This window comes from Amycolatopsis sp. cmx-8-4 (genome assembly GCF_046548675.1).
Taxonomy (GTDB): Bacteria; Actinomycetota; Actinomycetes; order Mycobacteriales; family Pseudonocardiaceae; genus Amycolatopsis.
Map to the genome: position 1 here is coordinate 26,452 of NZ_JAEBDZ010000031.1, position 26,317 is coordinate 52,768.

General features: G+C 68.6%; 21 protein-coding genes. 13 read left to right on the forward strand and 8 right to left on the reverse strand.

The window, feature by feature from the left end; genetic code table 11:
• Positions 1–100 precede the first annotated feature (100 nt).
• From ACLJQZ_RS40665 to ACLJQZ_RS40685, 5 genes are all read right to left on the reverse strand, one after another.
• Positions 101–574, reverse strand: coding sequence for a hypothetical protein (locus ACLJQZ_RS40665; RefSeq protein WP_410626154.1), 474 nt, complete (start codon positions 572–574; stop codon positions 101–103).
• Positions 575–598: 24 nt separating this feature from the next.
• Positions 599–1,708 carry a hypothetical protein gene (locus ACLJQZ_RS40670; RefSeq protein ID WP_410626156.1) on the reverse strand — a complete coding sequence of 370 codons (1,110 nt, stop codon included), beginning with the start codon at positions 1,706–1,708 and terminating at the stop codon, positions 599–601.
• A gap of 153 nt (positions 1,709–1,861) precedes the next feature.
• Positions 1,862–2,602 carry a hypothetical protein gene (locus ACLJQZ_RS40675; RefSeq protein ID WP_410626158.1) on the reverse strand — a complete coding sequence of 247 codons (741 nt, stop codon included), beginning with the start codon at positions 2,600–2,602 and terminating at the stop codon, positions 1,862–1,864.
• A gap of 34 nt (positions 2,603–2,636) precedes the next feature.
• Complete coding sequence (locus tag ACLJQZ_RS40680) at positions 2,637–3,506, reverse strand: L,D-transpeptidase (protein WP_410626160.1); 870 nt, start codon at positions 3,504–3,506, stop codon at positions 2,637–2,639.
• Positions 3,507–3,587: 81 nt separating this feature from the next.
• Positions 3,588–5,507, reverse strand: coding sequence for a protease pro-enzyme activation domain-containing protein (locus ACLJQZ_RS40685; protein WP_410626162.1), 1,920 nt, complete (start codon positions 5,505–5,507; stop codon positions 3,588–3,590).
• Between the two features lie 886 nt (positions 5,508–6,393).
• Between ACLJQZ_RS40685 and ACLJQZ_RS40690 the strand changes: the two genes are divergently transcribed.
• A complete protein-coding gene (locus tag ACLJQZ_RS40690) occupies positions 6,394–8,652 on the forward strand; it encodes an ATP-binding protein (protein ID WP_410626164.1) in 2,259 nt (752 codons plus the stop codon).
• On the opposite strand, the gene ACLJQZ_RS40695 is transcribed toward ACLJQZ_RS40690, so the two are convergent.
• A complete protein-coding gene (locus ACLJQZ_RS40695; RefSeq protein WP_410626166.1) occupies positions 8,606–9,700 on the reverse strand; it encodes a cytochrome P450 in 1,095 nt (364 codons plus the stop codon). The genes ACLJQZ_RS40690 and ACLJQZ_RS40695 overlap by 47 nt on opposite strands.
• A 385-nt stretch (positions 9,701–10,085) precedes the next feature.
• On the opposite strand from ACLJQZ_RS40695, the gene ACLJQZ_RS40700 reads away from it, so the two are divergent.
• Both ACLJQZ_RS40700 and ACLJQZ_RS40705 read left to right on the forward strand, forming a co-directional pair.
• Positions 10,086–10,565 (forward strand): hypothetical protein, encoded by a 480-nt coding sequence (locus tag ACLJQZ_RS40700; RefSeq protein WP_410626168.1) that lies wholly within the window; start codon positions 10,086–10,088, stop codon positions 10,563–10,565.
• Positions 10,558–11,766, forward strand: coding sequence for a DUF6545 domain-containing protein (locus tag ACLJQZ_RS40705; RefSeq protein ID WP_410626170.1), 1,209 nt, complete (start codon positions 10,558–10,560; stop codon positions 11,764–11,766). Before ACLJQZ_RS40700 ends, ACLJQZ_RS40705 begins: the two co-directional genes overlap by 8 nt.
• 24 nt (positions 11,767–11,790) lie before the next feature.
• Here ACLJQZ_RS40705 and ACLJQZ_RS40710 read toward each other — a convergent pair whose 3' ends face one another.
• A complete protein-coding gene (locus tag ACLJQZ_RS40710) occupies positions 11,791–12,363 on the reverse strand; it encodes a hypothetical protein (RefSeq protein WP_410626172.1) in 573 nt (190 codons plus the stop codon).
• Between the two features lie 306 nt (positions 12,364–12,669).
• On the opposite strand from ACLJQZ_RS40710, the gene ACLJQZ_RS40715 reads away from it, so the two are divergent.
• The 10 genes from ACLJQZ_RS40715 to ACLJQZ_RS40760 all read left to right on the forward strand — a co-directional run bounded on the left by ACLJQZ_RS40715 (position 12,670) and on the right by ACLJQZ_RS40760 (position 23,482).
• A complete protein-coding gene (locus tag ACLJQZ_RS40715) occupies positions 12,670–13,593 on the forward strand; it encodes a hypothetical protein (protein ID WP_410626173.1) in 924 nt (307 codons plus the stop codon).
• Between the two features lie 91 nt (positions 13,594–13,684).
• Positions 13,685–13,975, forward strand: a complete 291-nt coding sequence (locus ACLJQZ_RS40720) for a hypothetical protein (protein WP_328442857.1) — start codon at positions 13,685–13,687, stop codon at positions 13,973–13,975.
• A gap of 54 nt (positions 13,976–14,029) precedes the next feature.
• Entirely contained in the window at positions 14,030–14,794 is a 765-nt protein-coding gene (locus ACLJQZ_RS40725) for a hypothetical protein (protein WP_410626175.1), read from the forward strand.
• Positions 14,791–16,218: a hypothetical protein gene (locus ACLJQZ_RS40730; RefSeq protein WP_410626177.1), complete on the forward strand. Its 1,428-nt coding sequence runs from the start codon at positions 14,791–14,793 to the stop codon at positions 16,216–16,218. The genes ACLJQZ_RS40725 and ACLJQZ_RS40730 overlap by 4 nt, the downstream gene beginning before the upstream one ends.
• Positions 16,215–17,723, forward strand: a complete 1,509-nt coding sequence (locus tag ACLJQZ_RS40735; protein WP_410626178.1) for an SCO6880 family protein — start codon at positions 16,215–16,217, stop codon at positions 17,721–17,723. The genes ACLJQZ_RS40730 and ACLJQZ_RS40735 overlap by 4 nt, the downstream gene beginning before the upstream one ends.
• 266 nt (positions 17,724–17,989) lie before the next feature.
• On the forward strand, positions 17,990–19,255 hold the full coding sequence (locus tag ACLJQZ_RS40740; RefSeq protein ID WP_410626180.1) for an ATP-binding protein: 1,266 nt from the start codon (positions 17,990–17,992) through the stop codon (positions 19,253–19,255).
• 47 nt (positions 19,256–19,302) lie between these two features.
• On the forward strand, positions 19,303–20,373 hold the full coding sequence (locus ACLJQZ_RS40745) for a C40 family peptidase (protein ID WP_410626182.1): 1,071 nt from the start codon (positions 19,303–19,305) through the stop codon (positions 20,371–20,373).
• A gap of 45 nt (positions 20,374–20,418) precedes the next feature.
• The gene (locus ACLJQZ_RS40750) at positions 20,419–22,275 is read left to right on the forward strand and encodes a type IV secretory system conjugative DNA transfer family protein (RefSeq protein ID WP_410626184.1); all 1,857 of its coding nucleotides are present in this window, start codon (positions 20,419–20,421) and stop codon (positions 22,273–22,275) included.
• Positions 22,272–22,943 (forward strand): hypothetical protein, encoded by a 672-nt coding sequence (locus tag ACLJQZ_RS40755; protein ID WP_410626185.1) that lies wholly within the window; start codon positions 22,272–22,274, stop codon positions 22,941–22,943. The genes ACLJQZ_RS40750 and ACLJQZ_RS40755 overlap by 4 nt, the downstream gene beginning before the upstream one ends.
• Positions 22,940–23,482 (forward strand): VUT family protein, encoded by a 543-nt coding sequence (locus ACLJQZ_RS40760; RefSeq protein WP_410626187.1) that lies wholly within the window; start codon positions 22,940–22,942, stop codon positions 23,480–23,482. The genes ACLJQZ_RS40755 and ACLJQZ_RS40760 overlap by 4 nt, the downstream gene beginning before the upstream one ends.
• Positions 23,483–23,748: 266 nt before the next feature.
• On the opposite strand, the gene ACLJQZ_RS40765 is transcribed toward ACLJQZ_RS40760, so the two are convergent.
• Positions 23,749–26,115 carry an ATP-binding protein gene (locus ACLJQZ_RS40765; RefSeq protein WP_410626189.1) on the reverse strand — a complete coding sequence of 789 codons (2,367 nt, stop codon included), beginning with the start codon at positions 26,113–26,115 and terminating at the stop codon, positions 23,749–23,751.
• Positions 26,116–26,317: the final 202 nt, after the last annotated feature.

The window sequence follows — 26,317 nt, forward strand, 5'->3', positions numbered from 1 at the left end:
GGTCTCCCCGGTCGAGCGGGTGGGTTGGCACGCCAGGTGACGGGGAGGCGCCGGACGGTCCGGTAGGTGGCGTGAGTGCTGGGACGGAGGGTGAGAGGGATCAGGTTCGGCGGGCGCGGCCGTTGCGTCGGGTGAGCAAGGCCTTGTGGTGGGCGCGGCGCAGCTCGGGGATCTGGTCGCGGGCGGCCTGGTCGAGCTCCGGCATGCGATGGATGTCGGTGTTGAAGCCGGGGTCGGTGCGGAAGATCAGTGCGAGGACGGAGGCGTTGTTGCTGAGGTTGACCACCGCATACGGCAGCGTCACGGGGACGTAGATCATGTCGCCGGCATGCGGATGGAACGGCTGCATCGCGTTGCCGGAAAGCACCGCGACGTGGCCGCTGACGATCGCGATCGCAGTTTCGGTGGTGTCGTGACGTTGCGGTGCGAGGGTGGTGGCGCCGGGCAGGTGCATCCGGCCGCCGGAAAGCGCGCGCGTGGGCACGACCCCGGCGCGCAGGATCGGGGTGAGCGTCTCGTCTTCATCGGCCAGATTCCCCGCAGCTGACGGCAACGGCGTGGTCGTGGTGTCCATCTCGACAGTCCTTCCAGGAGAGATTCAGCGGGCGGGGGTGTCAGTGGTGTGGTGGGCGAGCTTGCAGGCGAGCGCGGCGTTGGCGACGGCATCCGGCACGAGCCGCCGCCCGTGCCCGCACGCTGCGGCGACCGCCAGCACCGGCCGGTCCAGTTCGGTCTCGACCAGCCCGAGGGCGGCGCGGGAGTCCTTGGGGTGGGTTTCGTCGACTAGTCCGGCAATGACGTCGATGTCGCGGCGCAGATGCCGCAGCGCCCGGTAGAACCGCGTGTCCACCGAGGGCGCGTCGATGCCGGTACACATCGGGATGTGCACGGCTGGCATCGGAATCCGCAGCCGGTGCAGCTGCTTGTGGAGCGCGTTGAGGAACTGCACCGCGGGCACGAGGTCGGTCAGGGCGAACAGCGGCTGGTGGCCGAGGTCGCCGTGGCAGAGATGGATCCGCCACGTCGCGTCGCGCGGGCCGTCGGCGACGACGCGGGCGACCTGTTTGGCCAGCGCCCGCACGGCCGCAGGCCACAAGGGCCGTGGGGTGCGGTCCAGCGTGGCCAGCACCGCAGGGGTCTCGAGCTGGAAGACGACCTGGTTGCCGTGCTGGCGGTGGATGGTGTGGACGTCGTCGAGCACGGCTTGGCGGAATACCGGCAGGTGCGTGATCGCAGCGCCGGGGCTGCCGAAGGTGAACAGCGACAGGTCGTAGGGGTTCGGGATCGACACCTGGTGCGGCGGAAAGTCCCGGTCGTCGTGTAGCTGGGTGCGGGCGGCCATGGCGGCGTTGGTGTGGTCGGCGCGGCCGAGGGATAGGTCCTCGGATTCGAGCCAGCGGTCGCGCTTGAGGCGGTAGGTCGGCATGTCGTCGTAGTCGGCGGAGTGGCCGGTGCGGACGGGTTCGAGGGCGTCGACGGCGGCGAGGCCGTCGAGCCAGTCGATGATCCACCGCGGGTCCGGATCACACGGCAGACCAGTCAACGACGTGTCGGCGCTGTGGTCAAGAAACCACTGCATCGTCGCGCGGTGGTCGCCGGTGAGGACGGCGGGCAGCGAACCGACGAAATGCACGGCGCGGTCGTCTTCGGAGGGCGTGGCGGTGTCGGGGTAGTCGGAGCTGGCGCGGCTGAAAACGAGTGTGGACATGGAGCTCTCCCCTAGTGGGTGATTCGGATGGTTTGTTGTGGTGGTGCGGGCGTGGGGAGGGGCGCCCGGCGGGGACGTGGGAGCGGAAGGGGGTGCGCGGGCCCGCGTTGGAGGGTTGAGGTGGGGGCGCGGGCCCGCGCGGTCTGGTGGTGGTCAGCCGGTGACGGCGACGTGGCCGGGTTTCGGTTGCGGTTTGGGCGCGGTCCGGTCGCCCGGGTTGTCGCCCTGTTGGTGCCGCTGGCCCGGCACGTCTGGCCGCGGTGTCCCCGGTGCCCCGGGCTTGTGCGTCGGGGCCTGGCGGGTGCCGGTAGGCGGGTTGCCGGTCGGCGGCGGGGTTCCGGCGCCGCAGCTGACCGTCGCCACCATCACGGTGATCGCCGTGCTCGCGGTCGGCTTGGCCGATGTTGGTCCGCCGGTTCCGTTGGTGTGGGTGGAGGGGGTGCTGGTGGTGACGGTGATGACCCCGCCTGTGCCGTTGCCGCCGCCGGTGACCTTGAGGTTGCCGCTGCCGCCCTTGGGGGCGCTGGTGGTGATGGCGCCGTTGCGGCAGGTCGCGGTGAACGGCCCGACCGTGGTCCCGCCGACCCGCACGGAGGTGACGCGGGCTTCGGCGAATCCGGCGCCGGCCTGCAGGCTGATGCCGCTGGCCACGACCGCGCCGCTCGGCGTGGACACCGAGCCGCCGGCGGTCTTGATCGCGCCGCTGCTGGACACGCTCGGCCGGGCCGAGAGGTGCTCGCCGCCGGAGACCGAGATCCCGGTGGCCGTCGAGGTCACCGCGGCGGCCGCGAGGGCCGGCGGCGCCGCGGTCGCCGGGGTGCAGCTGGAGGTGAGGGTGCCGATGAGGAGCGCGCCGGCTCCTGCGGCGGCGAGGACGGTACGAGTGGTGTTCATGGCTGACTTCTCCAGAAGTGTTGGTGTAGTTGGGCTAGCGGATGAGGACCGGGGTGCCGATGGGCACGGGATCGGCCGGGTTGGTGAACGTGGCGAGGGCGTCGGCGGGGACGCGGATGCATCCGTCGCTGGACGGGCGGCCGAACACGTCGGTGTTGGGCCAGCCGTGGATGCCCGTGGTCCCAGGCCCACCGCCGTAGGTGGAAAACGTGGCCGAGTGGATCCCGAGCGGGAAGATGATCGGGCTGAACTTCTGTTTCGCGTCGGTCATTGCGGCGAGCACGAACGTCCGCCCGGCCGGGGTCGGCGCGGCGGCAGTGCCGACGCCGACGTCCCAGGTGCCGATCTGCTGGTGGTCGCGGTAGAGCGTGAGCCGGAACGCGGCCCGGTCGATGACGATCCGGTCGGTCGTCGACCGGATCGTGAGCGTGTTGTCCTGGGTGGACAGCCAGCCGGTGGAGCCGTTGGGCCGCGAGGGCAGCAGCACTTGCACCCAGCCCGGTTCCGCCGCGATCACCGGCAGCCACGTATCAGATCCCAGCTGGGTGGTCGGCAGGACCGCGATGGCCGCGCCACCGGGCTGGTCGAACACCGGCACCGGGGTGGTCGGGTGCACGAGCTGCCCGTCCGGTGCCTCTTCCGCCGTAGCGTCCTGCGGAGCGGCCGGGACGGTGCCGAAGGTGCTGGCCTCGGGCAGCCCGGTCAGATTCGGTACAACGCGGGCCGCGACAACCGGGGCGTCCAGTTCGACTCCCAGCTCGACCGGGTCGGTGCCGCGCGCTGTGCCGGGTGCTGTCGGGGATGGTGCGAGCAGCGCGCCGGCGGTGCCGACGAGCGCGATCCCGGCCAGCCAGAGCGCGAGCACCCGCCACCGGTTCGGTGCCGGTGGTGGCATCTCGGACATGACGAGTCCTTCCTCAAGGTCGATGGAGGCCGCGGTAGGCCCGCCCGCTGTCGAACGGGCCTACCGCGAAAGAGGTTGTGGTTACTGGGACAGCGCGGAGATGAAGCCGCTGTCGGGGGTGCCGAGGCCGGTGACGTTGTCCCAACCGGGGGCGCTTTGCAGGTTCTGCGGGCGGGCGTCGAAGTCGATCAGGTAGCTGCCCTGCCCGCCGGGGACGGCGACGCCGCCGAAGGCGTGCATCATCGGCGTCCAGACTCCCGCCTTCTGCGGTACGACGTCCGTGATCGCGCCCGACTCCTTCAAGCTGTAGAGGATGGGGGTGAGCAGGCCGGCGCGGGCGGTGCCGGAGCGGGCCTGCTGGGCGTCGGCGACGAGCCCGGCGATCAGCGGCGAGGCCAGCGAGGTGCCGCCGTAGGAGCCGATGCCGAACTGGCCGCGGATGGTCCGCCCGACCAGCATCCCGGTGTAGGAGTCAGCCAGCGCCGCGATGTCCGGCACAGCCCGCTTCCCACCGCTGCCGGGGACGACCCCGGCCTGCCAGTCCGGCGCGTCATACAGCGCGGAAGTTCCACCGCCGGCACCGGAGGCGAATGGACCATCGGCGTCCTGCTGCGGTGCCCACAAGGTGCCGGTCTGGGTGTTGCCGCTGTTCTCCCACCCGGTCAGCACCTTCGGCTGGTTGTTCTGGTCCAGGCCGACGCTGGTGCCCCCGACCGCCACGACCCACGGGCTCGAGGACGGGAAACTGGCGGTTGCGTGGCCGACGGGGCCGGAGTTGTTGCCGGCGTCGCCGGTGGACACGGTGATGGTCTGGCCCTGGATCGCCGCCTGCAACGCCATGCTGTTGAACTGATCCCGCGCTGCCTGCGGCAAGCTGGCTTCGCCGTCGGCGTTGCCGTAGCTGTTGCTGATCACGTCCACGGCGTTGTCGGTCACGGCCTGGTTGAACGCGTCGTAGATCCCGGTTCCCATGCAGGTCCTCCCGGCGTAGTAACGAATCTTCGCGCTCGGGGCCATCGTGTGGGAAGCCTGCACATCCAAGGTCTGCTCGGCGGCCCACCCGTCGGCGCCGCACTCGGTCGCGTCGGTGAACCCGCCCTGCGGCAGGACCGCGCTGTACTGCCCGTCCGCCAGCGGCGGCACACCGAGCTGGGCGGCGGCCTTGTTGGTGTCCGCCACGACGGTGTCGGAGTTGTAGGCACCGACCACGCCGATCGTGGTGCCGGCGCCGGTGTTGTCGTTGTCCAGCCTGTACATCGCGCGGACCTGGGTACCGGTGTAGCCGCACAACGAGTTGGACTGGGAACCGGCCGGGTACTTCTGCGGGACGTCGGTGTTGGTCTGCTCACCCCACCACCGCGCGCAGTGCTGCTCCGCCGCCGCGGCGGCCGGGCGGGTGTGCTGGGGCTTGAGCAGGGCGGCGCTGTCATCCAGGCCGAGCACGGCGGTGATCGAGGCACGCAGCGAGGTCGGCACCGTGACCGGCGACGCCGGGGCCGTGAGCGTGCGGGTGGCGCCGTCGACGCGGGTCCGGAACGCGGCGATCCTGATCCCGAACGCCGACTCCAGTGCGGTGGTGGGCGCTTCGGCGTCGACGAAGTGGCGGTTGGCGCTGACGCTGGTCACGTGCAGGCCCTGCGAGCCGAGCCACTGCGACACCTGGTCGACGGCGTCCTGTGTGGGGGCGAATCGGTCGAGGAATGCTTTCGAGGTCAGGAACTTCCCGTGCTCGGCGCTGCTCGGCGTCGCCAGTTGCGCGGCGAGGTGTTCGGTGCCGGGCTGGTCGCGCAGGGCCAGGGCGACCTGGATGTGGCGGACGGTGTTTCCGTTGCTGCGGGCGACTTCGGTGTGCGGGGTGGCCCAGGCCGGGGTGCTCCCGGCGATCGGCGCGCGGTCGCCGGTGACGTCGGCGGCGGTGTCGGGTGCTGCGACGGCGGTGGCCGCGGTGGAGGCTAGTAGGGCCGCGGTCGCGGCGAGGGCATGCCAAAGACGGCTGTGCATCGAGGTTTCTCCTTGATTGGAAAGGGGAAAGTCCGATCAGCGTCACGTGAGGTGGGCTGATGGATGTGCCTCGTGCTGCAGCCAGGGATGCGCTAAGTGGGCTGAGCGGAGACGTCATGGGCTACAAGGTCGGCCGCGTGTGGCCGGATGTGGAGGTCGCTGATCGAGAAGTACGAAGCAGCGCCGGGCGCGTGACGATGTACTACTGTTGTGTCCGTAGTGGGCGGTCCGCGTGCGAACTGCGGCCGGCGCGGTGTGGATGGTGGAAACACGTGAATGTCCCTACGTGTTGGGCTGATCGTGCGGGATTCCACGCCTCCCCAGGGTGGAGCACGAGTCTGCCTTGCTGGGACGAACACTAACCAATTCTGGAAAAAAGTCAACGACTGTGGCGATTATGCCGAGTCGATGACCGCAGCATGCCTGCCCTGTGGCGGGCAGGTGCAGGATGCTGTGTCAGGCTCGCGAGCACGAAGACGTGCATGTCGGCGGTTTCTGTCAGGCGACCGAAACGGCTGTTCAGTATCCGTGTTGTCCCGAAGTGGACAGTGTGTTGACCCTTAACCCGATCGGGTGTTCGACCGGAGGGTGGATGATCTTCGTGGGTCACGCGTGGTACGACATCTGTCATGTAGCGCGGCACATTCGGGGTGGATGTCGCCGCCCGGGTGACGGTAGGCCGGAGTCGACTGGCCGGGCGACTGGTTAGGGCGACTTGAGGAGGGGGAAGCGTGGGACGGATCAAGATAAGACGCCATCGTGAACTGTGCGGGTCGGCGTATGCTTATTCGGCGCGATGAATAGACGCGTTTGCAGGCCAGTCGGGCAGTCGCACGCTGGTGTCCAGCTAACGACATTCTTTGGGCGGTCGCACGAGCTGGTTGGCGTGCGCGAGCGGCTGAATGGCGACGCCCGGATGGTGACGCTGACAGGCTCGCCGGGTATCGGGAAAACGCGGCTCGCCGGCGAGTTGCTCGTGCAGATGAACGAGCACTACGACTCGGCAGTGTTCATCAGGCTGGCCGAGATCGGTGTGCAGGCTAATACTGCCGATGTTATGCAGCGAATCTGCAACTTGCTTATCGCAGAACTTCGCATCTCGCATCATCAGCCGGACGCCGAGCCTGCGGACGTGCTGATCGACCGTGTCCGTGAACGCAGTGTCTTGATCGTGCTGGACAACTGCGAACCGGTACTGGACGCGGTTGCCGAACTGGCCGACCGCCTGCTCACCGAGACCACTACGGTGCAGGTGGTCGCCACCAGCCGCGCGTACCTGGACATCCGCGGTGAGCACGTAGTCCACCTCGCTCCATTGTCGATTCCCGCCGAGCACGCCGACCGTGTGGCGGCAGAGCAGTGTGATGCGATCCGGTTGCTGGCAGACCGCGCCCTCGCTGCCGGACGGCCCCTGACGGAGCAGGACGACTGGCCGGCGATCGTCGACCTGGTGCGCTGGTCGGCCGGGGTTCCGCTGGTCCTGGAGCTGGTCGCGGCCCAGCTGGGCGCGGGCCGGGCTCCGGCGGTGGTCCTCGATCGACTCCAAGGCGGCGCGTCGCTGCGGTATCGCCCAGGCGCGCGCGGAATCCCGGCGCACCATCTCGCCCTCGACATCGCTATCACCGAATCCTGGGACCTGTGCTCACCGCAGCAGCAGCGGGTCTGGGCGCGGTTGACCGTGTTCACCGGCGGTTTCACCCTCGAGGCGGCTGAACAGGTGTGCGCCGACGACCTGATCGAGCGCGACGAGATCCTTGCAACTCTGGATCACCTGGTGCGCCACTCGGTCATCGAAGGCGCCTCCGCCGACGCGCGATACCGCCAGCACACCTTCCTGCGCGAATACGGACAACGGCGGCTGAGGGCGTTCGGCGAGCTGGACGCCATCGGTGAGCGCCACTGCGCCTGGGTCGCAGGGCTGGTCCGCGAGGCGGCCGTGCGGTATTTCGGGCCAGAGGAGATCCGGTGGCTGGACCTGGTCAACGCCGAATCTCGCAACATCACCGCCGCCGTGGCCTGGTGCGCTGAGCACGATCGGACTGAGCGCGGTCTGGCGATCATGGTCGATCTGTTCACGACCCGGGCGCCGTTCTTCTTCGCCACCGAGATCCAGGCCTGCCGACTGGTCGAAGACCTGCTGCGCGCCGGGCCCACCGGGGCAACGGAGATGCGGATCTCGGCGCTGGCGATGGCCGGCTGGGTCTGGATCACCCTCGGCGACCAAGAACGCGGCAAGACCCATCTGGACGAGTGCCTCCGCCTGGCCCGCGAGACAGGTAAGCAGGACGCTCCGGCGGTCCAGCTCGTCGAGGGCACCTATGAGGCGTTGGCCCTGGGGTTGCGGAGCGGGTTCGTGAAACTGGCGGCTGCCGCTGCGGGCTTCCGGGCCGCAGGTGCCGACGGCCTGGGCTACATGGCAGACCTGTTTCATGCCATCACAGCCGGGGTGCTGGGGCCGGCGGAAGAAGCAGACCGGATGTCGCAACGCTGCCTCACCGAGGCCCGCCGTCGCGGCGCCGAGTGGGCGCTGACGTGGGCGGAGTGGACGCGTGGGCTGCCCGCTTGCTCCGAGCCGGTCACCAACAACACCGCGCCGCTGCGGAGACAGCTCGCGCTTGGCGACCTGTGGGGGCCCGGATGGTGGGTGGAGAAAGATGCCTGGGCGCGCGCGGAGGCCGGCGACTACGTCGGCGCGGCGCGGCGGATCGGCGGCTCGGACAGCCTGCAAGCACGTCACGGCGTCCATTTCAACGGCCTGGCCGGCTTCAAACGCCACCGGGGACACGCCGCCGCCGCGATCGCATTGGTGCTCGGGCCGGTGGAGTCGACGGCGGCCTACCGCGAGGGCAGCATGCTCGACGATGACCAGATCGTGGCCCTCGCCCTCGACGACGCGGACTGCCCACCGGAGCCCGTCTTGACCGAGCGGCAGTGGACGATCGCCCGGCTGGTCGCCAGGAAGCTGACGAACCAGCAGATCGCGGCCACCGTGCAGTTCTCCGTGCGCACAGTCGAGAACGAGCTGAGCGCGATCTATGACCTGCTGAACCTGGAGGGACGTCGAGAGCTCGCCAACTGGTACACGGCCCGGTCGGCGCCTACCGGCGCTCCCACCGAACCGGCAACGCGGCGACGCCGCGGATGACCCCGAACGTCCGGCACACCGTGGCACCGGGCTGGAGCCGGAAATCGGGGAGTGCGCGCAGCAGCTCGGTGAGCATGACGCGCAGTTCGACGCGGGCGAGGTGCCGACCGAGGCAGCGGTGCTCGCCGGAGCCCCACCCCACGTGTTGCGGCCTGCTGTGTTCGCGGTCGAGGCGGAAGACGTCGCCGTCGTCGACGACACGTTCGTCGCGGTTCGCGCTGCCCCAGGCCAGCAGCAGCCGATCCCCGGGGAAGAGCGGTACACCGCCGAGCTGGGTCGCGGTGGTCACGGTGCGGCCGGTAGCTGCGACCGCCGGTTCGTAGCGGACCAGCTCCTCGACGAATGCCTCCAGAGCTGCCGGCTCCGCGGAAACATGTTCCCGCAGCGTCGCATCCTCGAGCAGTTGCAGAATCGCGGTGGCGCACGCGTCGGCAGTGGTCAGGTGCCCGGCGGCGACCAACAGCATGGTCATCTTGATCTGCTCGTCATCGTCGGTGCTCCGCCCGTCGACCTGCGCGTTCACCATCTGCGAGAGCAGGTCGGCGGTGGGATGGATCCGGCGTTCGTGGATGCGATCGAGCAGGAAGTCCGCGTAGATCCGTCCCGCGTGCCTGGCGTCGGTGAGCGTCTCGGCGTCGTAGAGAGCACGGACGTGCTCAGACAGCCAGGCGCGTTCAAGCTCGGTCAGCCCCAGGACCCGCCCGATCACCAATGGCGGCACCTGGCGGGTGTAGGCCCCGACGAGGTCGGCGGCGCCGTGCGGGATCAGCTCCTGCAACGTCTCCCGGCAGACCGCCCGGACGTACTGCTCCTGCGCGGCCGCGGCCGCAGGTGTGAAGAAGTCCTGCAGCAGCCGCCGCCACTGGTTGTGGTGCTCCTCGTCGGTCTCGAACATCGGCGCGACGGCCTCCCACATCTCGGTGACCACCGCCGCCGCGCCCAGCCCGTCGACGTAGGCACTGAACCGGTCCGAGGCACCCGCGGCCTCCCGGACCTCCTCGTACCCGGTGACCAGCACGAAACCGCCCAGCTCGCCGCTGCGTGCCACCGGGCAACCTCGTCGGATCGCCCCGAGCGTCTCGTAGGCCTTCTCGGCGATAGCGGGATCGAGGTGGTTGAACGACCACGCCAGATCCCTCGGACCGGTCCCCGATTCTTGCGCCTCAGCGCCCCCAGATTCCAGAACCATACCCATCTGACTACTCGCCGTAAGCGACCTCATTCAAGGGTCTAGCAGGCGTTGGTGAACACGTATGTGGACTCCACATCGCCGAAATGTGGGCCGAATGTGGCGCGACAGGGCCTCGATTGCGGAGCGTGTCCGTCAGGATGGCTGCAACGCTCTGACCTGCCGGTATGAAGATCGGCACGAGGAGTGTGAGCACAACGGCTGGTGGGGACCGGCTGGATCCGACGAACACTCAGGGGAGAAAGTGAACACCACAGAACACGAGGATCGGGAGTTCATCCGGCGCTGCGAAACCATCATCGGCACATTGCCGATTCGACACCCGTTCGAACTACGCGCCTTCCTCAAGGCCGTCGGACAGCAACGCGGCATGACCGTTGTCCTCGGGCGGATGTCGACCACCCGCGGCGGGGTCAGCGGGTTGCTGGCGCGGTCTCGCGAGGAGTGCTGGCTCATGGTCGCGGCCAAAGCGGCACCCGCTCACGTCGCCCACATCGCCTTTCACGAGGTCGGCCACTGGATGCTCGGACACCCCGGCGACCACCTCTGCCGCCGCCGCACACACCCCGGCGACCGCCGCGAGGCCGAGGCTGAGCAGTTCGCCTACCTGCTTCGTGCACACGTGCAGACTGCAGCGGCGCGCCAGCGAGAGCGGCTGCCGCCGGGCAGGACCGCGCTGCGGGCAGCGTTCGGATCCCGCCGGCACCTGTGCGCCGATGCCTGACGCGGTCTCGTTCGCCTGGTACGGCGCCTCGGCCGCGGCCGTGGCCGAAGCGGTCCGAAAGGCGCTGGTCAACCGCGGTGTCGGCTACGCCCTCAGTCGCCACTTCCTGACCGCCGGCATCGCCTGCATGGCCCTGTCGCTGGCCGCTGGGGACCCGATGACCCTGGACTGGGTCGATCGTCTGACCGGCCTGCACAACGCCGGGATCGTGGCGCACAACCTGCTGGCGATGCTGGCCATGGTGTGCACCGCCGGATTCCTGCACACTCTGGGGCAACTTCGCCTGCCCATGCCAGTAGTCGTCACGATCTTCATGGTCTGCGCGGCGGCGATGGTCACCCTGTACGTGCTGGCCGGAGCCCACGCATCCTGGTTCGGGTCACCTCGCAACCCGACGTTGCCCTCGCAGCTCTATAGCGCGATCTACCTGACCTACATGGTCGGCTGGCTCGCGCTGCTTCTGCTGGGATTGACCGTGGTGGCGCTGGGCGAGGTGGCGGGCGTGCGCGGCGGTATCGTCCTGGCCCAGCTGGGCGTGGCGGTGTCGCTGGGCGGGCTGGCCTGGCGGCTCGGAGTGGTACTCCGTCTGCTGGTCGACCCGCGCCATTCGCCCCACGGAGCTCATTTCGCGATCTTCACCGACGCCGCCGGTCTGGCACTGTTCGTCGTTGGCTCTCTATTCGCCGCGGCCACCCGGACACTGTTCGACCGCCTCGACCAGCGCAGGCGGACGCGGCAGGAGGCCGCAGTCGAGCACCTGTGGCGGCGAGTACGGATCCTGCTCGCTCACCGCAACCGGCCACCGTTGACCCTGACGCAGCAGCTGGTCGAGATCGAAGATGCCCTGCTCATCGTCGATCGGCTGATCGACCCGCACACACAGCGCCGGATCCGCGCTGAGCTCCGGGAGTGCGGTCACGACGGTGACGACATCGGACCGACGGCCGCAGCCGTCGAGATCGAGGTAGCCATCGCCACCGTCGTCGCGCACCTGTCACAACCGTTAGCAGCGCACACTCCGGACAACCATGACTCTGACGTCGATGCCGAGGCATGGTGGCCCGAAACCGAGCGCTTGCACATCGACGACGGCCACCGGCTCGCGTGGCTGGCCACGGTGGGAGACCTGATCGGACAGCGTCGCGTTCAACGCTTGGCGGAGACATTGAGCTCCAAGCAGCACAGCGGCAGTACGGCATGACCTGTGGTTACGGCAGCTGCGCTGTCAACTGGATCGTCCGTGGTTGGTGTCGCGGCGTGTCTGGGCGATCCGCTCCAGTACTTTCAGTAGCTGCCGCTTGTCGGCCTCGCGTGCCTCACCCAGCGAGCTGGTGATGTCGCGGGCGCTGACACCGAGCAACCCGAGCTCGGTCACCAGCTCGTGGGTTCGGCGGTCGGTTTCGTCGTACGGCAGCTCGAACTCCGCGGCCGGGACACTGGGGTCCAGCAGGTTCGGGTGGATCTGCCAGAACTCGGCCAACGCCCGGGTAATCGCCGGCCGGCTGTTCTCGCGCACCCCGCCCTTGAAGTTGTGCAGCGCCTGCTTGGCCAAGGCCAGCCCGGTGCGAGCCTGAACCCACCTCGCCACCAGCGGAACCCGGGCAGTGAAGCTCTGAAACCCTGCCGCCTCATCGGCGGAGAGCCGCGCGATCTCGTCGGAATCGACGACCGGTTCACCGCCGAGCATGTAGTAGGTCGAGGCGTGGTCGAACAGATACGTCAGGCGCTCGGCGAAGGTGTCGAGGTCGAGCAGGTCCAGGGTGAGCTGTTGCTGGGCAGCGTAGGTGCGTCGCGGCATCGGCGAGGTCAGGTACGTCGGTGACGTCGTCTCCCAGCTGTCGAAAGTCGGCTCGTCGTCCAGCCGTCGTCCCACGTCGCCCCCACCTGTTCGGTTACCGCTGGGTGTTGACTTTGCCGCGGTGGTGAGTATTTGACACATTTCGAGTTGCGTCTACCATCGAGGCAAAGAGCCACACTTGTTGCGATTATCTTCGGATTGCCGGGAGAACGCAACCCACGCCACCCCGACCAGGGGGTTGGAGCACGGTCCCGATGTGACCGCCGCACCCTTCACCGGCGCACCACCGCTGAGGGGAGGCCTGTCATGACCGCATTCGAAGATCGACGTCCAGACATTCGTTCCCGTGTGGACACGCCGACTACCGAACGGCAGCCCTTCACACTCGCGGAGCTCGCGATCGAGCTGGTTGACTGGACGAGGTTCGGCCGCATCATACCGATTCTGGCCGCCTCTCCTGGGGCTGGCGCGACAAGTGTCGCTGTCGCGATCGCCGACGCTCTCCAGCTGGCGGGACGGTCAGTGCTGCTGATCGACGCCGGCGATCCGGTCCGATCCGGACTCGGCCGCGCTGCGCGTGCCGATGGACCACGGCGAGACGGACCAGGCCCCGCGGCCGGGATCCGATTTTCCCGACGCGCCCGCGCAGTTCTGGCACGCCTCGATTTCTCGGAGCTCGCCGCAGAGCCGGCGATGTTTCCGCCGCCCCCGTTCTGGCACCCGGGTGGCCGCAGCGTCGACGTGACCGTGGTCGACATCGGCCACGACCCGTGGCGCCTGGCGATCGACCCGGCCCTTGGACCGGGACAGTGGCTGCGCGTCGGTAGCCCCTCACCGATTCCCGCGCTGGTGGTGCGGCCATCGGTGCCCGGGCTCGCGCACGCCGAACAGGTCCTCGCCCGCCTGGAACCGTGGGTGCGTGCCGGTGCGATCACCCCACCCACCCAACTACTCGTTGTCGGCGCCCGGCGATGGCCCAAAGGCGTCGCGGGCACCGCAGGCCGCCGCACGAGCGTCCTGCTGTCCGACGCCTTGTTCTTTCCTCACGATCGTGCGGTGGCGGTGCGCGGAATCACCGCGGATGTAACCCCGCCGTCGCTGCGGTCACCTGCAGTACATCTTCTCCGCTCCTGGCATGTGCTTCCAGAACGGACCCGCCGCCTGCATGCGCGGTGGCCGCGGATCGCTCGCGGACCCGATAGCCGTGCCGCCGACCGCGACACCGGCTGAGTCCATCCCGCTGCTCAGCTGAGAAGAACTTCAACGCCCTCCCATTTGACCCGCCTGACGTGACGTCGGGCGGTGCGATGCGGAGGGCACGATGCTCGCGCACATTTTCACCGACTGGCTCGCCCAGATCCCTAACCCGACACCGGTAGAGCCCGAGGTCGGTGGCGACAAGATCCTCGGGCTGCTCAACAACGTCAAGTGGGCCGCCGGGGTCGCCCTCGTCGCCGGATTCTTCATCGGGCTGATCGTCTGGGCCGGTGGTCGCTGGGTCGATCACCACCGCGCCGGGAAAGTCGGCCTCGTCATGATGCTCTGCGCCATCGCCGGCGCGATCCTCTACGGCATCGGCTGGTCGCTCATCAACAGCTTCGCGGGCGGCTGAGCCATGTTCACCCCTACAACGCCGCCGCGCGCTCGCAAGCGAGCGCGCCGCCTGATGACGGTCACGGCTCTGCTCGTGGCCGCAGTCGTAGTGGTGCTCGTCGCCCGGCACTCGACGACACCGACCACGCCCGCCGCAACGCCGCCACCCATCAGCACAGGGAACCCGACCGCGCCCGCGCGACCGGCCGACGAGGCGACTGCGCTGGCGATCCGCCCCATGCTGTCACTGCCGCCCGAGGCGGCACTGCCACACGAACTGACGTCCGCGACCGCCGGTCCGCCGATCGTCGTGCCGCGACCGGCCCCGATTGCGCAACGGTGGCTCTCCGACGGGTTCCCCGCGACCGCGGAGGGCGCGCTCGGCTGGCTGACCGCCCTGAACGAGACCGCGCTGCGCGGCGGCGACCCGGCGACGTACCTGCGGGCCTACGGCGAATCCGCGCTGCCGCACGCACCGGCCGCGCAGGGCAGCGGCCTGTACGCGCTGCTGACCTCCTTCCGGGACCGAGCCGGCATCCGTCCCGGTGAGATCAAGGCCGGCTTGACCGTGGCTTACGACGTCACCCAGGGCCTGATCAAGGGCACCGCCGACGAGGGCCGGTTCGCGGTGGTGTGCACGCTCGGGCAGCTGAGCTTCGACTTCCAGGGCCAAAGCACGAGCATGGGCATCGGCGACTGCCAAGCGTTGCGCTGGACCGGCAGCGCATGGCGGATCCCGCCCGGGGCCCGCGCGGCGTACGCGACCTGCGCGTGGCCGGGCAGCATCGAATCGGTCACCGCCGGCTACCAGCCCCTGTCCCGGGACGGTGTCCGGTGAACCCCCTCGATCTGCTGAAGGAGCTGGGCGAGCTAGCCGGCGAGGGGGTTGGCGTTTTCGCCAGCGGGGTCCTCGAGCCGCTGATGGCGGCCACCTGGACGGCGGCGTTGTTCATCTTGCGGACCGCGTTCGGACTGGTCGATCAGTTCTCCATTCTCACGGTGTCCACCACGGACGGACCGGTGTCGATTCTGTGGCCGATGACGCTGTGGATCTCCGGAGCCATCGCGCTCGGAATGTTCTTCTGGCAGATCATCACCACTGTCCTGCACGGCGGCCGCGGCTTCGTCCGCCTGATCACCGGCCCGATCCAGTACGGGATCGCCCTTGCCGTGACCGTCAGCGTGGTTGCAGCGGTCCTTGCCGCCGCCGATGGGCTCACTGAGGCGATTCTGTCCACCGGGCTGCGCGTGGAGAACTTCCAGGACGCGCTGAACATGACCGGGTTCACCGACGCGCTGTCCGATGAGGTCAAGAACGTCGTGCTTGGACTTGCCGGGGCCTTCGGAGTGATCCCCGCGGGACTGGGCTTCGCGTTCGAGGCGGTGTTCCGCGAGGCCGCGATCTACGTCCTCGTCGGAACGATTCCGATCGCCGCGGCCGGGTTGGTGGCGGACGTGACCGCGCGGTGGTACTGGAAAGTCGTCCGCTGGGGCCTGGTCGCCATCGTGATGAAGCCCGCGCTGGCGTTCGAGCTGGTGCTGGCGGTCGCGATCGTCGGCGGAGCGCAGGGCCTGTCCGGGCTGCTGGCCGGCATCGGAGTCCTGTTCGTCGCGCTGATGGTGCCGCTAGTCCTGTTCAAGCTGTTCGCCTTCGTCGACCCCGACGCCGATCCCCAAGGCGTGTTCCGGGACAAGCTCGCCGATGCCGGCCTGGACTCCTACGGCGGCAACAGCATCGCCGGTCGCGTAGCCGGTGCGTTCGGGAAAATGGCCCGCAAAGATCTGAAAAACAAAGGAACCAGCGCCGACGGCGACGACGGCGATGCTCAGGAGCAGGCGAACGTCGACCGCTTCGACCAAGCCGCCGCCGACGACGGCACGACCGCTGGGCTGCCTGACGCGACCGGCGACGAGCCCACATCTGACGAGACGGACGATACCGGCACGGCTTCCGGCGGCAACGCTCCCGCCACCGACGCGACCGGTGACGGCGACGCACAGGACTCGGAAACCGACCCGGTCACCGAGACGACAGATCCACCCACACCCGAAACCGGAGATACCGGCGGTGCGAGCGCGGCCGGGCCTGCCGACGATGACGACGGTGACAGCGACGGCAACAGCGAGTCGCCACCTCCAGACCCAGGCGGAGATACCGGGCCGCCGACTCCATCGGTCCCGAAACCCGGGGGCGGCCCGCCGGACGACGGTGGCGGTGGCGTCGCGGCCGGCGAGGCTGAGGAAGCCGCGGTGCTGCTATGAGCGCCGTGACCCGGATCTACAAAGGACTCTCACGCAGAGAGCGCGCGGGCTGGATCATCGGGCTAACACCCGTGCAGGCATTCGTGTGCGTCGGGCTGGCCGTTCCGGTGATCCTCGCGCTGGCCGCAGGGCGCTTCGGGCAGGCGCTGACCTTGGGCGGTCTTTGCGGCACGGTGGTGGCGCTAGTCGTGGTGCCAATGCGCGGCCGTCCGGCGCTGCGGTGGCTGGGGCATCTGCTGCTCTACCGTGTCGGGATCGCGCTGGGGTGGTCGCGGTGGCAGTCGCGCGCGGTCACCGGCCAGGCCACCGATCTCGATGAGCCGGATCTGCCCGGAGTGCTGGCCCGGCTGCGGTTCCCCGACGGACCACCACTGCGGGACGTGGGCCGGGTCTGCCTGATCCACGACACCGGCGAGGGCCGGTGGGGCGCCACCGCCCGCCTCACCCACGCCGGCGTCGGAATGCTCTCCGACGCTCAATGCGAGCGGCTGGCCAACCGGCTGGGCAACCTGCTGCTGTCGATCGGGCACCGCGAGGTCATCGACCGGATGAGCCTGCTGGTGCGCACCGTCCCCGACGACGGCGCCGACTACCAGGCCTGGCGGACCGAACACGACATCCCCGATGCCCCCGCGCTCGCGCGCCAAGCCACCGAGGAACTGGACCGCCTCATTGGGGCGGTGTCCGTCCGGCACGAAGTGTTCGTCACCCTCTCCGGCACCGAAGACGCCCTCCGCCGCCCCGCCGCCGCAGCTGGCGGCGGCGTCGCCGGCCGGGCCGCAGTGCTCTACCGCGTGCTCGACGGTCTCGAGGACAAGCTGAAGTCCCTCGGTGCCACCGGCGTCAAGTGGCTCTCCGGTCCGGAACTGGCGGTGGCGATCCGCACCGGGTTCAACCCGGCTACCGCCGCCGGTCTCGCCGCGCGCCGCCATCAGGCGGGCGGCAACGCCGGCGTGCGCTGGGCCACGGCAGGCCCCGTGCACGCCCCGGCGCCAACAGCACGGGCCTATCACCACGACGGGTTCGCCACGGTCGCCTACTCGGTCTTGATGCCCGAAGCCGGGACCGTGTTCGGATCGCTCGGCGGGCTGCTGGCAGTCAAAACGGCGGGCGAGCGTCGCAGCCTGGCCATCCACTATGAAACCCTGTCTCAGCATCGGTCCCGCAGGGCGGTGCGCCGCTTGCGGTTCCGGACCGGTGTGGTGCGGGACTGGAGGTCCTCGAAGGGCTTCAACTCCGGCGCCGCCGAAGCCCGCGAAGCCGGCGGAGCCCGCGCGCAGGAGCACGCGGTCGCGGCCGGGCACGGGATCGTCCGCTTCGCCGTCGCCACCGCGGTCACGATCCCCGAGTCGTGGAATGTCGAGGACCACGCGGCCAAGTTGGAGAACGACATCGCCGGCCGCTTCCAGCTCCTGCGCATGGAACTGGCCCAGGACGCCGGGTTCGTCGCCGCAACCCTGCCGGTCGGCGTGGGGCTGCCCCGGCTGCGCGGTGGTGCGTCATGAGCCGCCGTGCCGACGAGCGCACCGCCGCGGAACTGCTTGCCACGTTCGGCCCAGCTGTCAGCACACGCCCGCCCGGACGTCAGCGCCCGGACGGCCGCAGCGCTCGCCTGAACCAGCGGGCCGCACCTCGGCGGGGGTTCGCCCGGCCCGGGTACGGGTGGTCGCCGGTCGCGGCGCCGCTGCAGGTGTATCAAGCCGGCACGCACGAGATCGGCGGGTTGTTCCCGCTGCTGGCGGCGAGCCCGCTGCCGGCGGTCGGGGCGCGGATGGGCTACGACGTCCACTCCGGCGGCGCGTTCTACCTGCACCCGGTCGAATTCGTCCTCCGCGGGGTCTGCACCAACCCGAACATGGTCCTGTTCGGTGAGCCCGGCCGGGGCAAGTCGTCGACGGTGGTGGCGTTCCTGCTGCGGATGATGCTCACCGGCGTCCGCACCCTGATCTCCGGCGACGTCAAAGGCGAATACACCCCGCTGCTGCACGCGCTCGGCGTCACGCCGATCATGCTCGGCCGCGGCAGCAGCGCCCGCCTCAACGCCCTCGACCTCGGCCCTCTCTCCGCGCGCTGGGACGCGTGGTCGACCGACCGGCAACGCGACGAACTCGACGGGGTCCTCGGCCGCTGGGTGCAGCTGCTGGTTGCGCTGGCCGAAGCGCAGGGCTATCGGCCCACGGTCACAGACGAGGCCGCGCTGTCGGCGGTGCTGCGGCAGCTGGTCGGCGTCAGCGACGGCTACACCCGCCTCAAACCGATCACCATCCCCGACGTCCACCGGATGCTGTCCGACCCGGACGAGCAGTTGTGGCAGGAGCTGCGCTTCGCCGGCCGTCGGGAGTTCCTAGACCATCTGCGCTCCATCACCGACGCGCTGGCCAACCTGATCAGCGGCCCGCTGGCGGGGTTGTTCGACGCGGCCACGAACTTCACCGTCGACTGGGACGCCCCCATCCAAAGCCTCGACCTCTCGCGGCTGCGCACGCGCGGCGACCAGGCCGTGGCCGTCGCGTTGACCTGCCTCGGCTCGTGGTCGTCGCTGGCCACGGATCTGCAGGAGGACGGGGAGCTGCGGATCGTCGTCAGGGACGAGATCTGGCGGCAACTGCGTCTGGGTCTGCGCGCGGTGCAGGCGGTGGACAGCGAACTGCGCCTGTCCCGCGCGGAAGGCAAGATCCAAGTGCTGATCAGCCACAAACCCGGCGACTTCCTCTCCGTCGGCGCCACCGGCTCCCAAGAGGTCGCCATCGCCCGCGACCTACTGGCCTTGTGCTCGATCCGAGTCCTACTGGGACAGTCGACACGAGTGGGAAGCGAACTGGCCGATGTCCTTGCTCTGTCGGAGAAAGAGCAAGAGGCAACGACCGGGTGGGCCAACGACCGTCACGGGCGGGCGTTGTGGAAGATCGAGAACCAGGCCGGGCTGCGGATTCAGACCGTGCTGAGCCGGATTGAGCGGCAGATCTTCGACACCAACGCCCAGCTGGTCCGGAGACCACATCCGTTATCCAGCAACGAGTTGACGGCGACGTCATGAGGCCCAGGGGGACACTCGCTGGCGCGGCTGGTGCGCTGGTCGGTGTGATGCTGCTGCCCATCCTCACACTGGCCCTCATGGTCGGGCCCACAGCTACCGCGACGATCACGCAACTGAGCAGCTGCGAGCAGGGCGGCCCGGGCGGCGGCTCGGTCGTGGTCGACCGCCAGCACCTGGGCGCGAGCGAGATGGACCTCGCCCGCACCATCGTCGACGTCGTCCAGCAACGCCACCTGCCGCGCCGTGCCGGGGTCATCGCGATCGCTACGGGAATGGTCGAGTCCGGGTTGCGCAACCTCGACTACGGCGACCGCGACTCGGTCGGGGTGTTCCAGCAACGCCCCAGCCAAGGCTGGGGCACCCGTGAGCAGATCCTCGACCCCGTCTACGCCACCGCCAGGTTCCTCGACGCCCTGATCGCCCTTCCGGGTTGGGACACGATGGCACCGGGGCGGGCGGAGCAGGCGGTGCAGCGCAGCGGCTTCCCCGACCGCTACGCCCCTCGTGAACCGGCCGCTGCCGCGATCGTGGACCGGTTCTGGAGCGGCCCGGACAACCCGACCCCAGCGCCGCCCAGTGGCGGCACGGAAGCAGTGCAAGCCAAGACGCTGTGCCCAGACCAAGGCGGATCCGACGTCCCTCGCGACCCGGGCCAGGCGGACCCGAAGAAGCTGCCACCCGGGTTCACGCTGCCCACCGACGTCCGCCAGCGCGCCGCCGTCGGCTTCGCCCTCAACCAACTCGGCAAGCCGTACGTCTGGGGTGCGAAAGGCCCGAACGCGTACGACTGCTCCGGGCTGATGCTGGCGGCCTGGGCCGCAGCGGGTGTCGGTATCCCCGCCGGGACGATCAGCCAGGTCCACGCCGGGCACGCCGTCGCCTCGATCCAGCAGGTGCAGCCTGGGGATCTGCTGTTCATCCCCGGGTCGCTCGGCACCGCGAAAATCCCGCGGCACGTCGGGATGTACGCCGGGCACGACCTGATCGTCGACGCCTACGACACCGGCACCGGCGTCATCCTCGAACCCCTCTCGGCCTGGACCTCGAAGATCGTCGCGATCCGCCGGATCGCCGACCCCAGTTCGCCCTCCCCACCACCGGGAGGGAGCCCACTCTGATGAACCTCGTGGTGCTGCTCTCCCGCCGTCCGGGAGGAGCGGCTCATGCCGCGCACACGCACCGACACACTCAACCTCGACCGCGACGTCGCCCTGATGGGCCTCGCGGTCGCCGCCTTGGCAATCCTCTGCGCTCTCGGCGCGATCGTCGTCACCGCCGCCGTCCTGGTCACCGGACTCCACACCGGCACCTGGACATGGCCTCCGGTCACCAGCTGGCCGGGTTTCGTTCTCACCGTCGCCTTCCATGCTGGCGACCCCGGCGCGGCGCTGCCGAACCCGTGGTCCGGCGGGGTGAGTGATCACCAGCTCGCGTTCTACATCTGGTTCACCACGATCGCCATGCTCGCCGCCGGCCTGACGGTCGGTGCCGCCCTACCCGTCTGGCGACGGGTAGGGCCTACTGATGCCGGGCACGCCACCCGCCGTGACATGGACAAGGCCCTGTCGGTCGCTGCGGCGCGCACAACCGCCGCCTGGACCCGCGCCGACCTCACCGACGAGCAACGCCGGACCGCGCCGGTCGAACAGATCGCGGTCCCGCTGCACCGGGGACCCCGCCGCCGACAGCTGGTGACGTCGCTGGAGACCCCGACCGGAACGATCGCACCGACCCGCTCCGGCAAGTCCCGCACCGACCTGGTGCACAAGGTCCTCGCCGCCCCAGGCGCCCTGGTCGCCTCGACGACGAAGACCGACCTCGCCGAATGGGGCCTGCTCGCCCGCACCCGCCGCCCGAACGCCGGCCCGGTGCTGGTGATCGACGCCACCGGCACCCTGTCCTGGCCCGCGCACGCCCGCTGGTCACCGATCACCGGCTGCGCCGACCCCGCCGTCGCACTACGCCGCGCGGAAACCCTGATCGAAGCGTCGTCGCTGGGCTTGGAGAACGTCGGCGGCAACGACGCGGTGTTCCGCGGCCGAGCGACGATCGTCATGCAGGCCTACCTGCTCGCCGCGGCGACCCACCACCGGACAGTCGACGACCTCGTGCGCTGGTCGATCGCGAAACCCGCCGACCGCGAACCTGTCGAGCTGCTGGAAGAGCGGTATCCGCAGCTGGCACAGAACCTCGAGTCGGAGATCGGGATGGTCGCCGAAACCTCCGACGCGGTCTGGATGTCGGTACGGCGCGGGATCGAGCCGTTCATGAACCCCGCCATCCGCGACTTCGCCACCCCCGCTCCCGGCGAGGAACTGAACATCGACGAGTTCCTGCGCACCCACGGCAGCCTGTTCATCGTCGCCGGCGAACATCAGGCCCCGCAAGCCCGCGCCGTGCTGACCGCATTGGTAGAGCAGATCCTCACCACCGCCCAGGACACCGCGCTGCGCCGTGAGCATCGTCGGCTGGAGCCGCCGACGACGGCGATCTTGGATGAGTTGTTCGCTGGGACGCCGGTGCCGAGGCTGCCGGCGATCATCGCCGACTCCGCCGGACGCGGCGTGCTGATCCACTGGTCCGCACAGTCGCGCTCCCAGCTGGACGAGCTCTACGGCGAACCAGGCCGGCTGCAGCTGATCGACAACACCCTCACCTTGAGCGTCTTCCCGGGGCTGAAGGACGACAAGACCTTGGAATGGCTCTCCACGCTGGCCGGGCAGCATCGCCGCCGCACGCATCAGCAGCACAGCGACGGGGTGTTCAGCGCCGGACGCTCCGCCAGCGGGGAAGAGACCGTGCCCACGTTCCGGGCCGGGGACATCAGGACCCTCGACCGTGGCCGGGTGCTGATCCTGCATGGCAACCTTCGGCCCATCCTGGGCCGCACCGTCGACGTCGAGCAGCGGCCGGACTGGGCGCAGATCGACGCGGACGTCACCACGATCCGCTCCGGCAGGGCAGCGATCACCGCAGATGGCTACCCGCTGGCGCTGCCCGGTGACGGTGATCCGCGATGAGCGACGACGACATCACCGCGCGTCCCGACGACGCCACCGACCACGACGGACAAGCGGTCGAGCAGGACGGAGCGGAGCCGCGGTCACTGGACGAGCTCACCGAGGCGGTCGCCGGCTTGGAGACAGTGGCCAAGGCCTTGCGGCGGCAGATCGAGCAGGTGGCGGAGAAGATCGCGGAACTGACCGACGAACCCGAGGCCGATCCGCGGCTGGCGCGGTGGCTGACGTTCCGGCCACCGGAGGCGGCCGAGGACAAGGAGCACCGCGGGGAAACACCGCTGTTCACGATCGCGCACTTTGTGCAGTACTACAACGACACCTACGTCGGCAATCCCGGCACCCGCGCGATCGCCATCCCCGACTGCTGGCTTGAGCACCCCGGCTTGGTCGCTGAACTGGCCACCCTCGCCTACACCTGGCGCGAAGCCCACCTGGGCAAGAAAGCCACCGACCGCGACGCGCAGTACTGGCACGACCACTGGCGCCCCGGCTTCGCCGAACGCATGGCCACCGAATGGGTCCATCAGCGCTGCCGCTCCGACGGACACAAGACCGCCGGCGCACCGGCTCGCCCCGATCGCTTCACACTCGACTACCGCGAACGGGAGGCGCAGGCGGCTGCCACGAGCGGCGTTACCGGTCCCCAAGGCGCGCTTGGCCAGCCATGATCACGCACGCCCGCCGCACTGCACGCTCCCGCGGGCCCGGCACGCGGGCCGGCGGCGTGTCGCTGATCGCGCTGTATGTCGCGTGCGTCGTGGGCGCGAACTGGCTGGCCGAGCACGTGGGCGCCGTCAGCGTCGGCTTCGGGTTGCACGCCGCCGCCGCGGTGTACGTGGCGGGCCCGGTGCTCGTCGTGCGGGACTGGGTGCAACGCCTCGCCGGGTTGCGGGCGTCGTTGCTGGCTGTCGCTTTAGGTACGGCGCTGTCGTACCTGGTCGCCGGCCCGGCCATCGCGACCGCGTCCGCGGTGTCTTTCGCCGTCAGCGAAGTGCTCGACGCTGCCGCCTACACCGTCATCATCCGGCGAGCGAGCGTCGCGCTTGCCGTTCTCTGCAGCGGGATCGTCGGCGTCGTCGTCGACTCGCTGCTGTTCCCGGCGATCGCGTTCGCATCTCTCGCACTGACCCCAGGACATCTGCTGGGCAAGGCTTACGGCGTCCTCGCCGGGACGGTCGTGACCGCCGTTGTGCGGCGTCGGCCATGAAGTTCCTGCTCGGTACGCACCGGCCGCACTGGCTTGGACTGCTGGACGTGCCGTTGTTCGTCTCGGACCGGACCCTGCGCCGGTACAAGACGTTGCCGGTCGCGACGTGTGATTGGGCGTGTGACTCCGGCGGTTCTCCAGCCTGCCTGGGGCTGTCTCAGCTCCACACCACATATTCGATTCTCTCGCATGCTCCACCGGTTCGACAGGTCCTCGATCGGCGTCAGAGCGGGGCGAAATTGCCCTGTGGGCGACTGCGTGCTGCGTTATGTAGTGAAATTCGTCGCAGCAAGTTCCGCCCGCAGCTGATTGGCGCGTGTGAGGGCGCCGTCCAGTTCCGTGAACAGGTTGAGTGCCTCCATCCAATGTGCTGTGGCTGTGTCCAAAATACCGGCGTCGCGATAGGCATATCCGAGGTCGGCCAGTGCGTTAGCTTCATCTTCGACATGGCCGAGTTCCCGGTGAAGCTGTATGGATCGCTGGTAGCAGTTGATGGCGTGGTCGAGTTGTTCGAGTTTGTGGTAAGTCTGGCCAAGGTTGTGCAGCGTATCGGCTTCTCCATGGTTGTCCCGAAGTTGACGATTGAGTGCAAGGGCTTGTTGGCAGCACTCCACGGATTCTTTCAATCGACCCATTTCTCGATAGGTGTATCCAATTCGGTTCATCTGGAAAGCCTCACCGGAGTGGTTGCCGAGATCCCGCCACATATCACGTGCCTGGTGATGGTATTGCAGCGCTTCCGCCCACTGACTGTGCTTGGTGTAGTAATAGCCGAGACAGGCCATTTCGAGAGCTACCCCGTTGCGGTCACCCAGCTCCAGGTAAATTTCGAGCGCTTGGCTGAAGTAGGCTCCGGATTCCTCAGTTCGATCTGCACATTCAGGTTGAGAAAAAAGCTCACCAAAGCCGTGCAACGTGACGGCTTCCCCGGAGCGATCGCCGCTGTCCTGATAGTAGGCCAGGGCCTGGCGAAGCCAGCGGGCAGCCTCCTTGCCACTGGTGACGTAGCCGAGCCCGCGCATTGCTTTCGCCTCTCCGCTGCGGTTGTTCAGCGTTCGATAGATTTCGAGTGCCTGCTGATGGTGCTGAGCAGACTCGCTGCCCAACTTCGATCGCATGAATGCCAGCCCCAGGCTGCCATGGATACGGGCCTCGGCTTCCCGGTCTTCAATTTTGCGGGCAGCCGTAAGAGCTGTTTTGTGTATAGTGATCCAGTCCCTCGCATGCAAGGGTCCGTGTTGCGCGAAGAACGAATGCAATGCATCGGCCAAAGCGACAATCTGACCATAGCGCTCGGTGTCGAAGGAAAGGGTAAATGCGGCGACAAGATTAGTATACTCGGTGCTAAACCAGGCAAGGGCGTGCTGTCTTCCTGTGAATCGCCGATCGTCTCCTATTTTCGTGCCAACATCGAAGTGGCTGCTGGCCGCTTTGCTGGTAACCACGTAGTAGTGGAGGAGTCGGTCGAGGGCTGGCTCGCACTCTTCGTCTTTCTCGGCCCGCTCGATGGCGTAGAGTCGCAACAGGTCATGCATGCGCCAGCGGCCACGGCAAGTGCCAGGTTGCGCCAGATGTGCGCGGCGCAGTTGACCGATCAATCTTCGAGTCTCAACGATTCCAGCGTCGACCAGAGCTGCGGCAGCCTCGGTACTGATTTCGGATCCGGTGTGAAGTCCCAGCAGTCGGAACAGCCTTGCCGGTTCGCGAGCGAGGTGCTGGTAGGACAAGTCGAATGCGGCTCGCACGTTGAGGTTGCCTTCGTAGTCGAGCTCCTTCAGCCGATGCTGCTCGATAGTCAGCGATTGAATCAGTTCGGCGATGGGCTGGTCGGCATCTGCAGCAAGCAGTGCTGCGGCGATGCGAATCGCGAGAGGCAGCCCGTCACAGAGCCGCGCAAGCTGAAACGCGGCAGCTGGCTCGCTCTGAATCCGATTGTCCTTGCCACGGGCGATAGTCAGTTCCTGGTGGAGCAGTTTCACCGCGTGTTTGGCGGACAGTACGTCAATATCGAACAGTCGAGCTCCATCCAGATCAGCCAGGCTATGTCGGCTGGTGAGCAGGACTCCGTGTCCGCCAGGGCCGGGCAGCAGAGGGCGGACCTGCTCGGCGCTGGAGGTGTTGTCGAGCAGGATAAGCATGCGCCGTCCGTTGGCGCCGTGGTTGGCGAGCAGGGAGCGCCACAGTCGTCCGCGATCAGCTTGGTCGGGCGGAATGTGTTCGCTAGGCGTGCCAATGGCACCCAGCAGACTGGCCAGTGCGGCCGTGGGCTGCACGCGTCGTTCTGGCGGGTCGTAGCCGCGAAGGTCCACCATCAGCGCGCCACCTGGGAACCATCCGGCCGTGATCGCGTCATGGGCGGCACGGACGGCGAGGGTGGTCTTTCCCACCCCAGCCAGGCCCGCAATGGCCGAGACGACTACAGGTCCGCCAAAGGTGTCGGCTGCAATCGGTTTGAGGGCATCGGCCAGCTGGGCCAGTTCGCCCTCGCGACCAACGAAGACCGGTTGTGCGGACAGCCCCGAGACGGCGACTGGAAGCGCGGCTGGCACGGCCACCGTCACGTCTCGGCCCTGGAAGACGTGCCCGATTACGGTGCCGTTGACCTCGTTGTGCACATCTGTCTGTTCGGTCACATAACTAAGTGTCCCAACATCGTCACCCCGTTGGGCCCGGTCTCACGGATATCGCCTGGGTGGCCTAGCAAGGATGGTCTTCTCCGATCGCATCTTGGCTGGTTGGGCGCCATGTGGCGGGCCAGCATCAGTGTGTTTTCTGGTGGTTCTCCAGCCTGTCTGGAACTGTCTCATTGCTTCACCCAGATGCCAGGTTCGTCGT

What these genes read in the sequence shown, in the direction of transcription:
- ACLJQZ_RS40665 (WP_410626154.1), bottom strand. Translation starts at nt 574, where the DNA reads ATGGACACCACGACCACGCCGTTGCCGTCAGCTGCGGGGAATCTGGCC.
- ACLJQZ_RS40670 (WP_410626156.1), bottom strand. Translation starts at nt 1,708, where the DNA reads ATGTCCACACTCGTTTTCAGCCGCGCCAGCTCCGACTACCCCGACACC.
- ACLJQZ_RS40675 (WP_410626158.1), bottom strand. Translation starts at nt 2,602, where the DNA reads ATGAACACCACTCGTACCGTCCTCGCCGCCGCAGGAGCCGGCGCGCTC.
- ACLJQZ_RS40680 (WP_410626160.1), bottom strand. Translation starts at nt 3,506, where the DNA reads ATGTCCGAGATGCCACCACCGGCACCGAACCGGTGGCGGGTGCTCGCG.
- ACLJQZ_RS40685 (WP_410626162.1), bottom strand. Translation starts at nt 5,507, where the DNA reads ATGCACAGCCGTCTTTGGCATGCCCTCGCCGCGACCGCGGCCCTACTA.
- ACLJQZ_RS40705 (WP_410626170.1), top strand. Translation starts at nt 10,558, where the DNA reads ATGCCTGACGCGGTCTCGTTCGCCTGGTACGGCGCCTCGGCCGCGGCC.
- ACLJQZ_RS40710 (WP_410626172.1), bottom strand. Translation starts at nt 12,363, where the DNA reads ATGCCGCGACGCACCTACGCTGCCCAGCAACAGCTCACCCTGGACCTG.
- ACLJQZ_RS40715 (WP_410626173.1), top strand. Translation starts at nt 12,670, where the DNA reads ATGACCGCATTCGAAGATCGACGTCCAGACATTCGTTCCCGTGTGGAC.
- ACLJQZ_RS40720 (WP_328442857.1), top strand. Translation starts at nt 13,685, where the DNA reads ATGCTCGCGCACATTTTCACCGACTGGCTCGCCCAGATCCCTAACCCG.
- ACLJQZ_RS40725 (WP_410626175.1), top strand. Translation starts at nt 14,030, where the DNA reads ATGACGGTCACGGCTCTGCTCGTGGCCGCAGTCGTAGTGGTGCTCGTC.
- ACLJQZ_RS40735 (WP_410626178.1), top strand. Translation starts at nt 16,215, where the DNA reads ATGAGCGCCGTGACCCGGATCTACAAAGGACTCTCACGCAGAGAGCGC.
- ACLJQZ_RS40740 (WP_410626180.1), top strand. Translation starts at nt 17,990, where the DNA reads ATGGGCTACGACGTCCACTCCGGCGGCGCGTTCTACCTGCACCCGGTC.
- ACLJQZ_RS40745 (WP_410626182.1), top strand. Translation starts at nt 19,303, where the DNA reads ATGCTGCTGCCCATCCTCACACTGGCCCTCATGGTCGGGCCCACAGCT.
- ACLJQZ_RS40750 (WP_410626184.1), top strand. Translation starts at nt 20,419, where the DNA reads ATGCCGCGCACACGCACCGACACACTCAACCTCGACCGCGACGTCGCC.
- ACLJQZ_RS40755 (WP_410626185.1), top strand. Translation starts at nt 22,272, where the DNA reads ATGAGCGACGACGACATCACCGCGCGTCCCGACGACGCCACCGACCAC.
- ACLJQZ_RS40760 (WP_410626187.1), top strand. Translation starts at nt 22,940, where the DNA reads ATGATCACGCACGCCCGCCGCACTGCACGCTCCCGCGGGCCCGGCACG.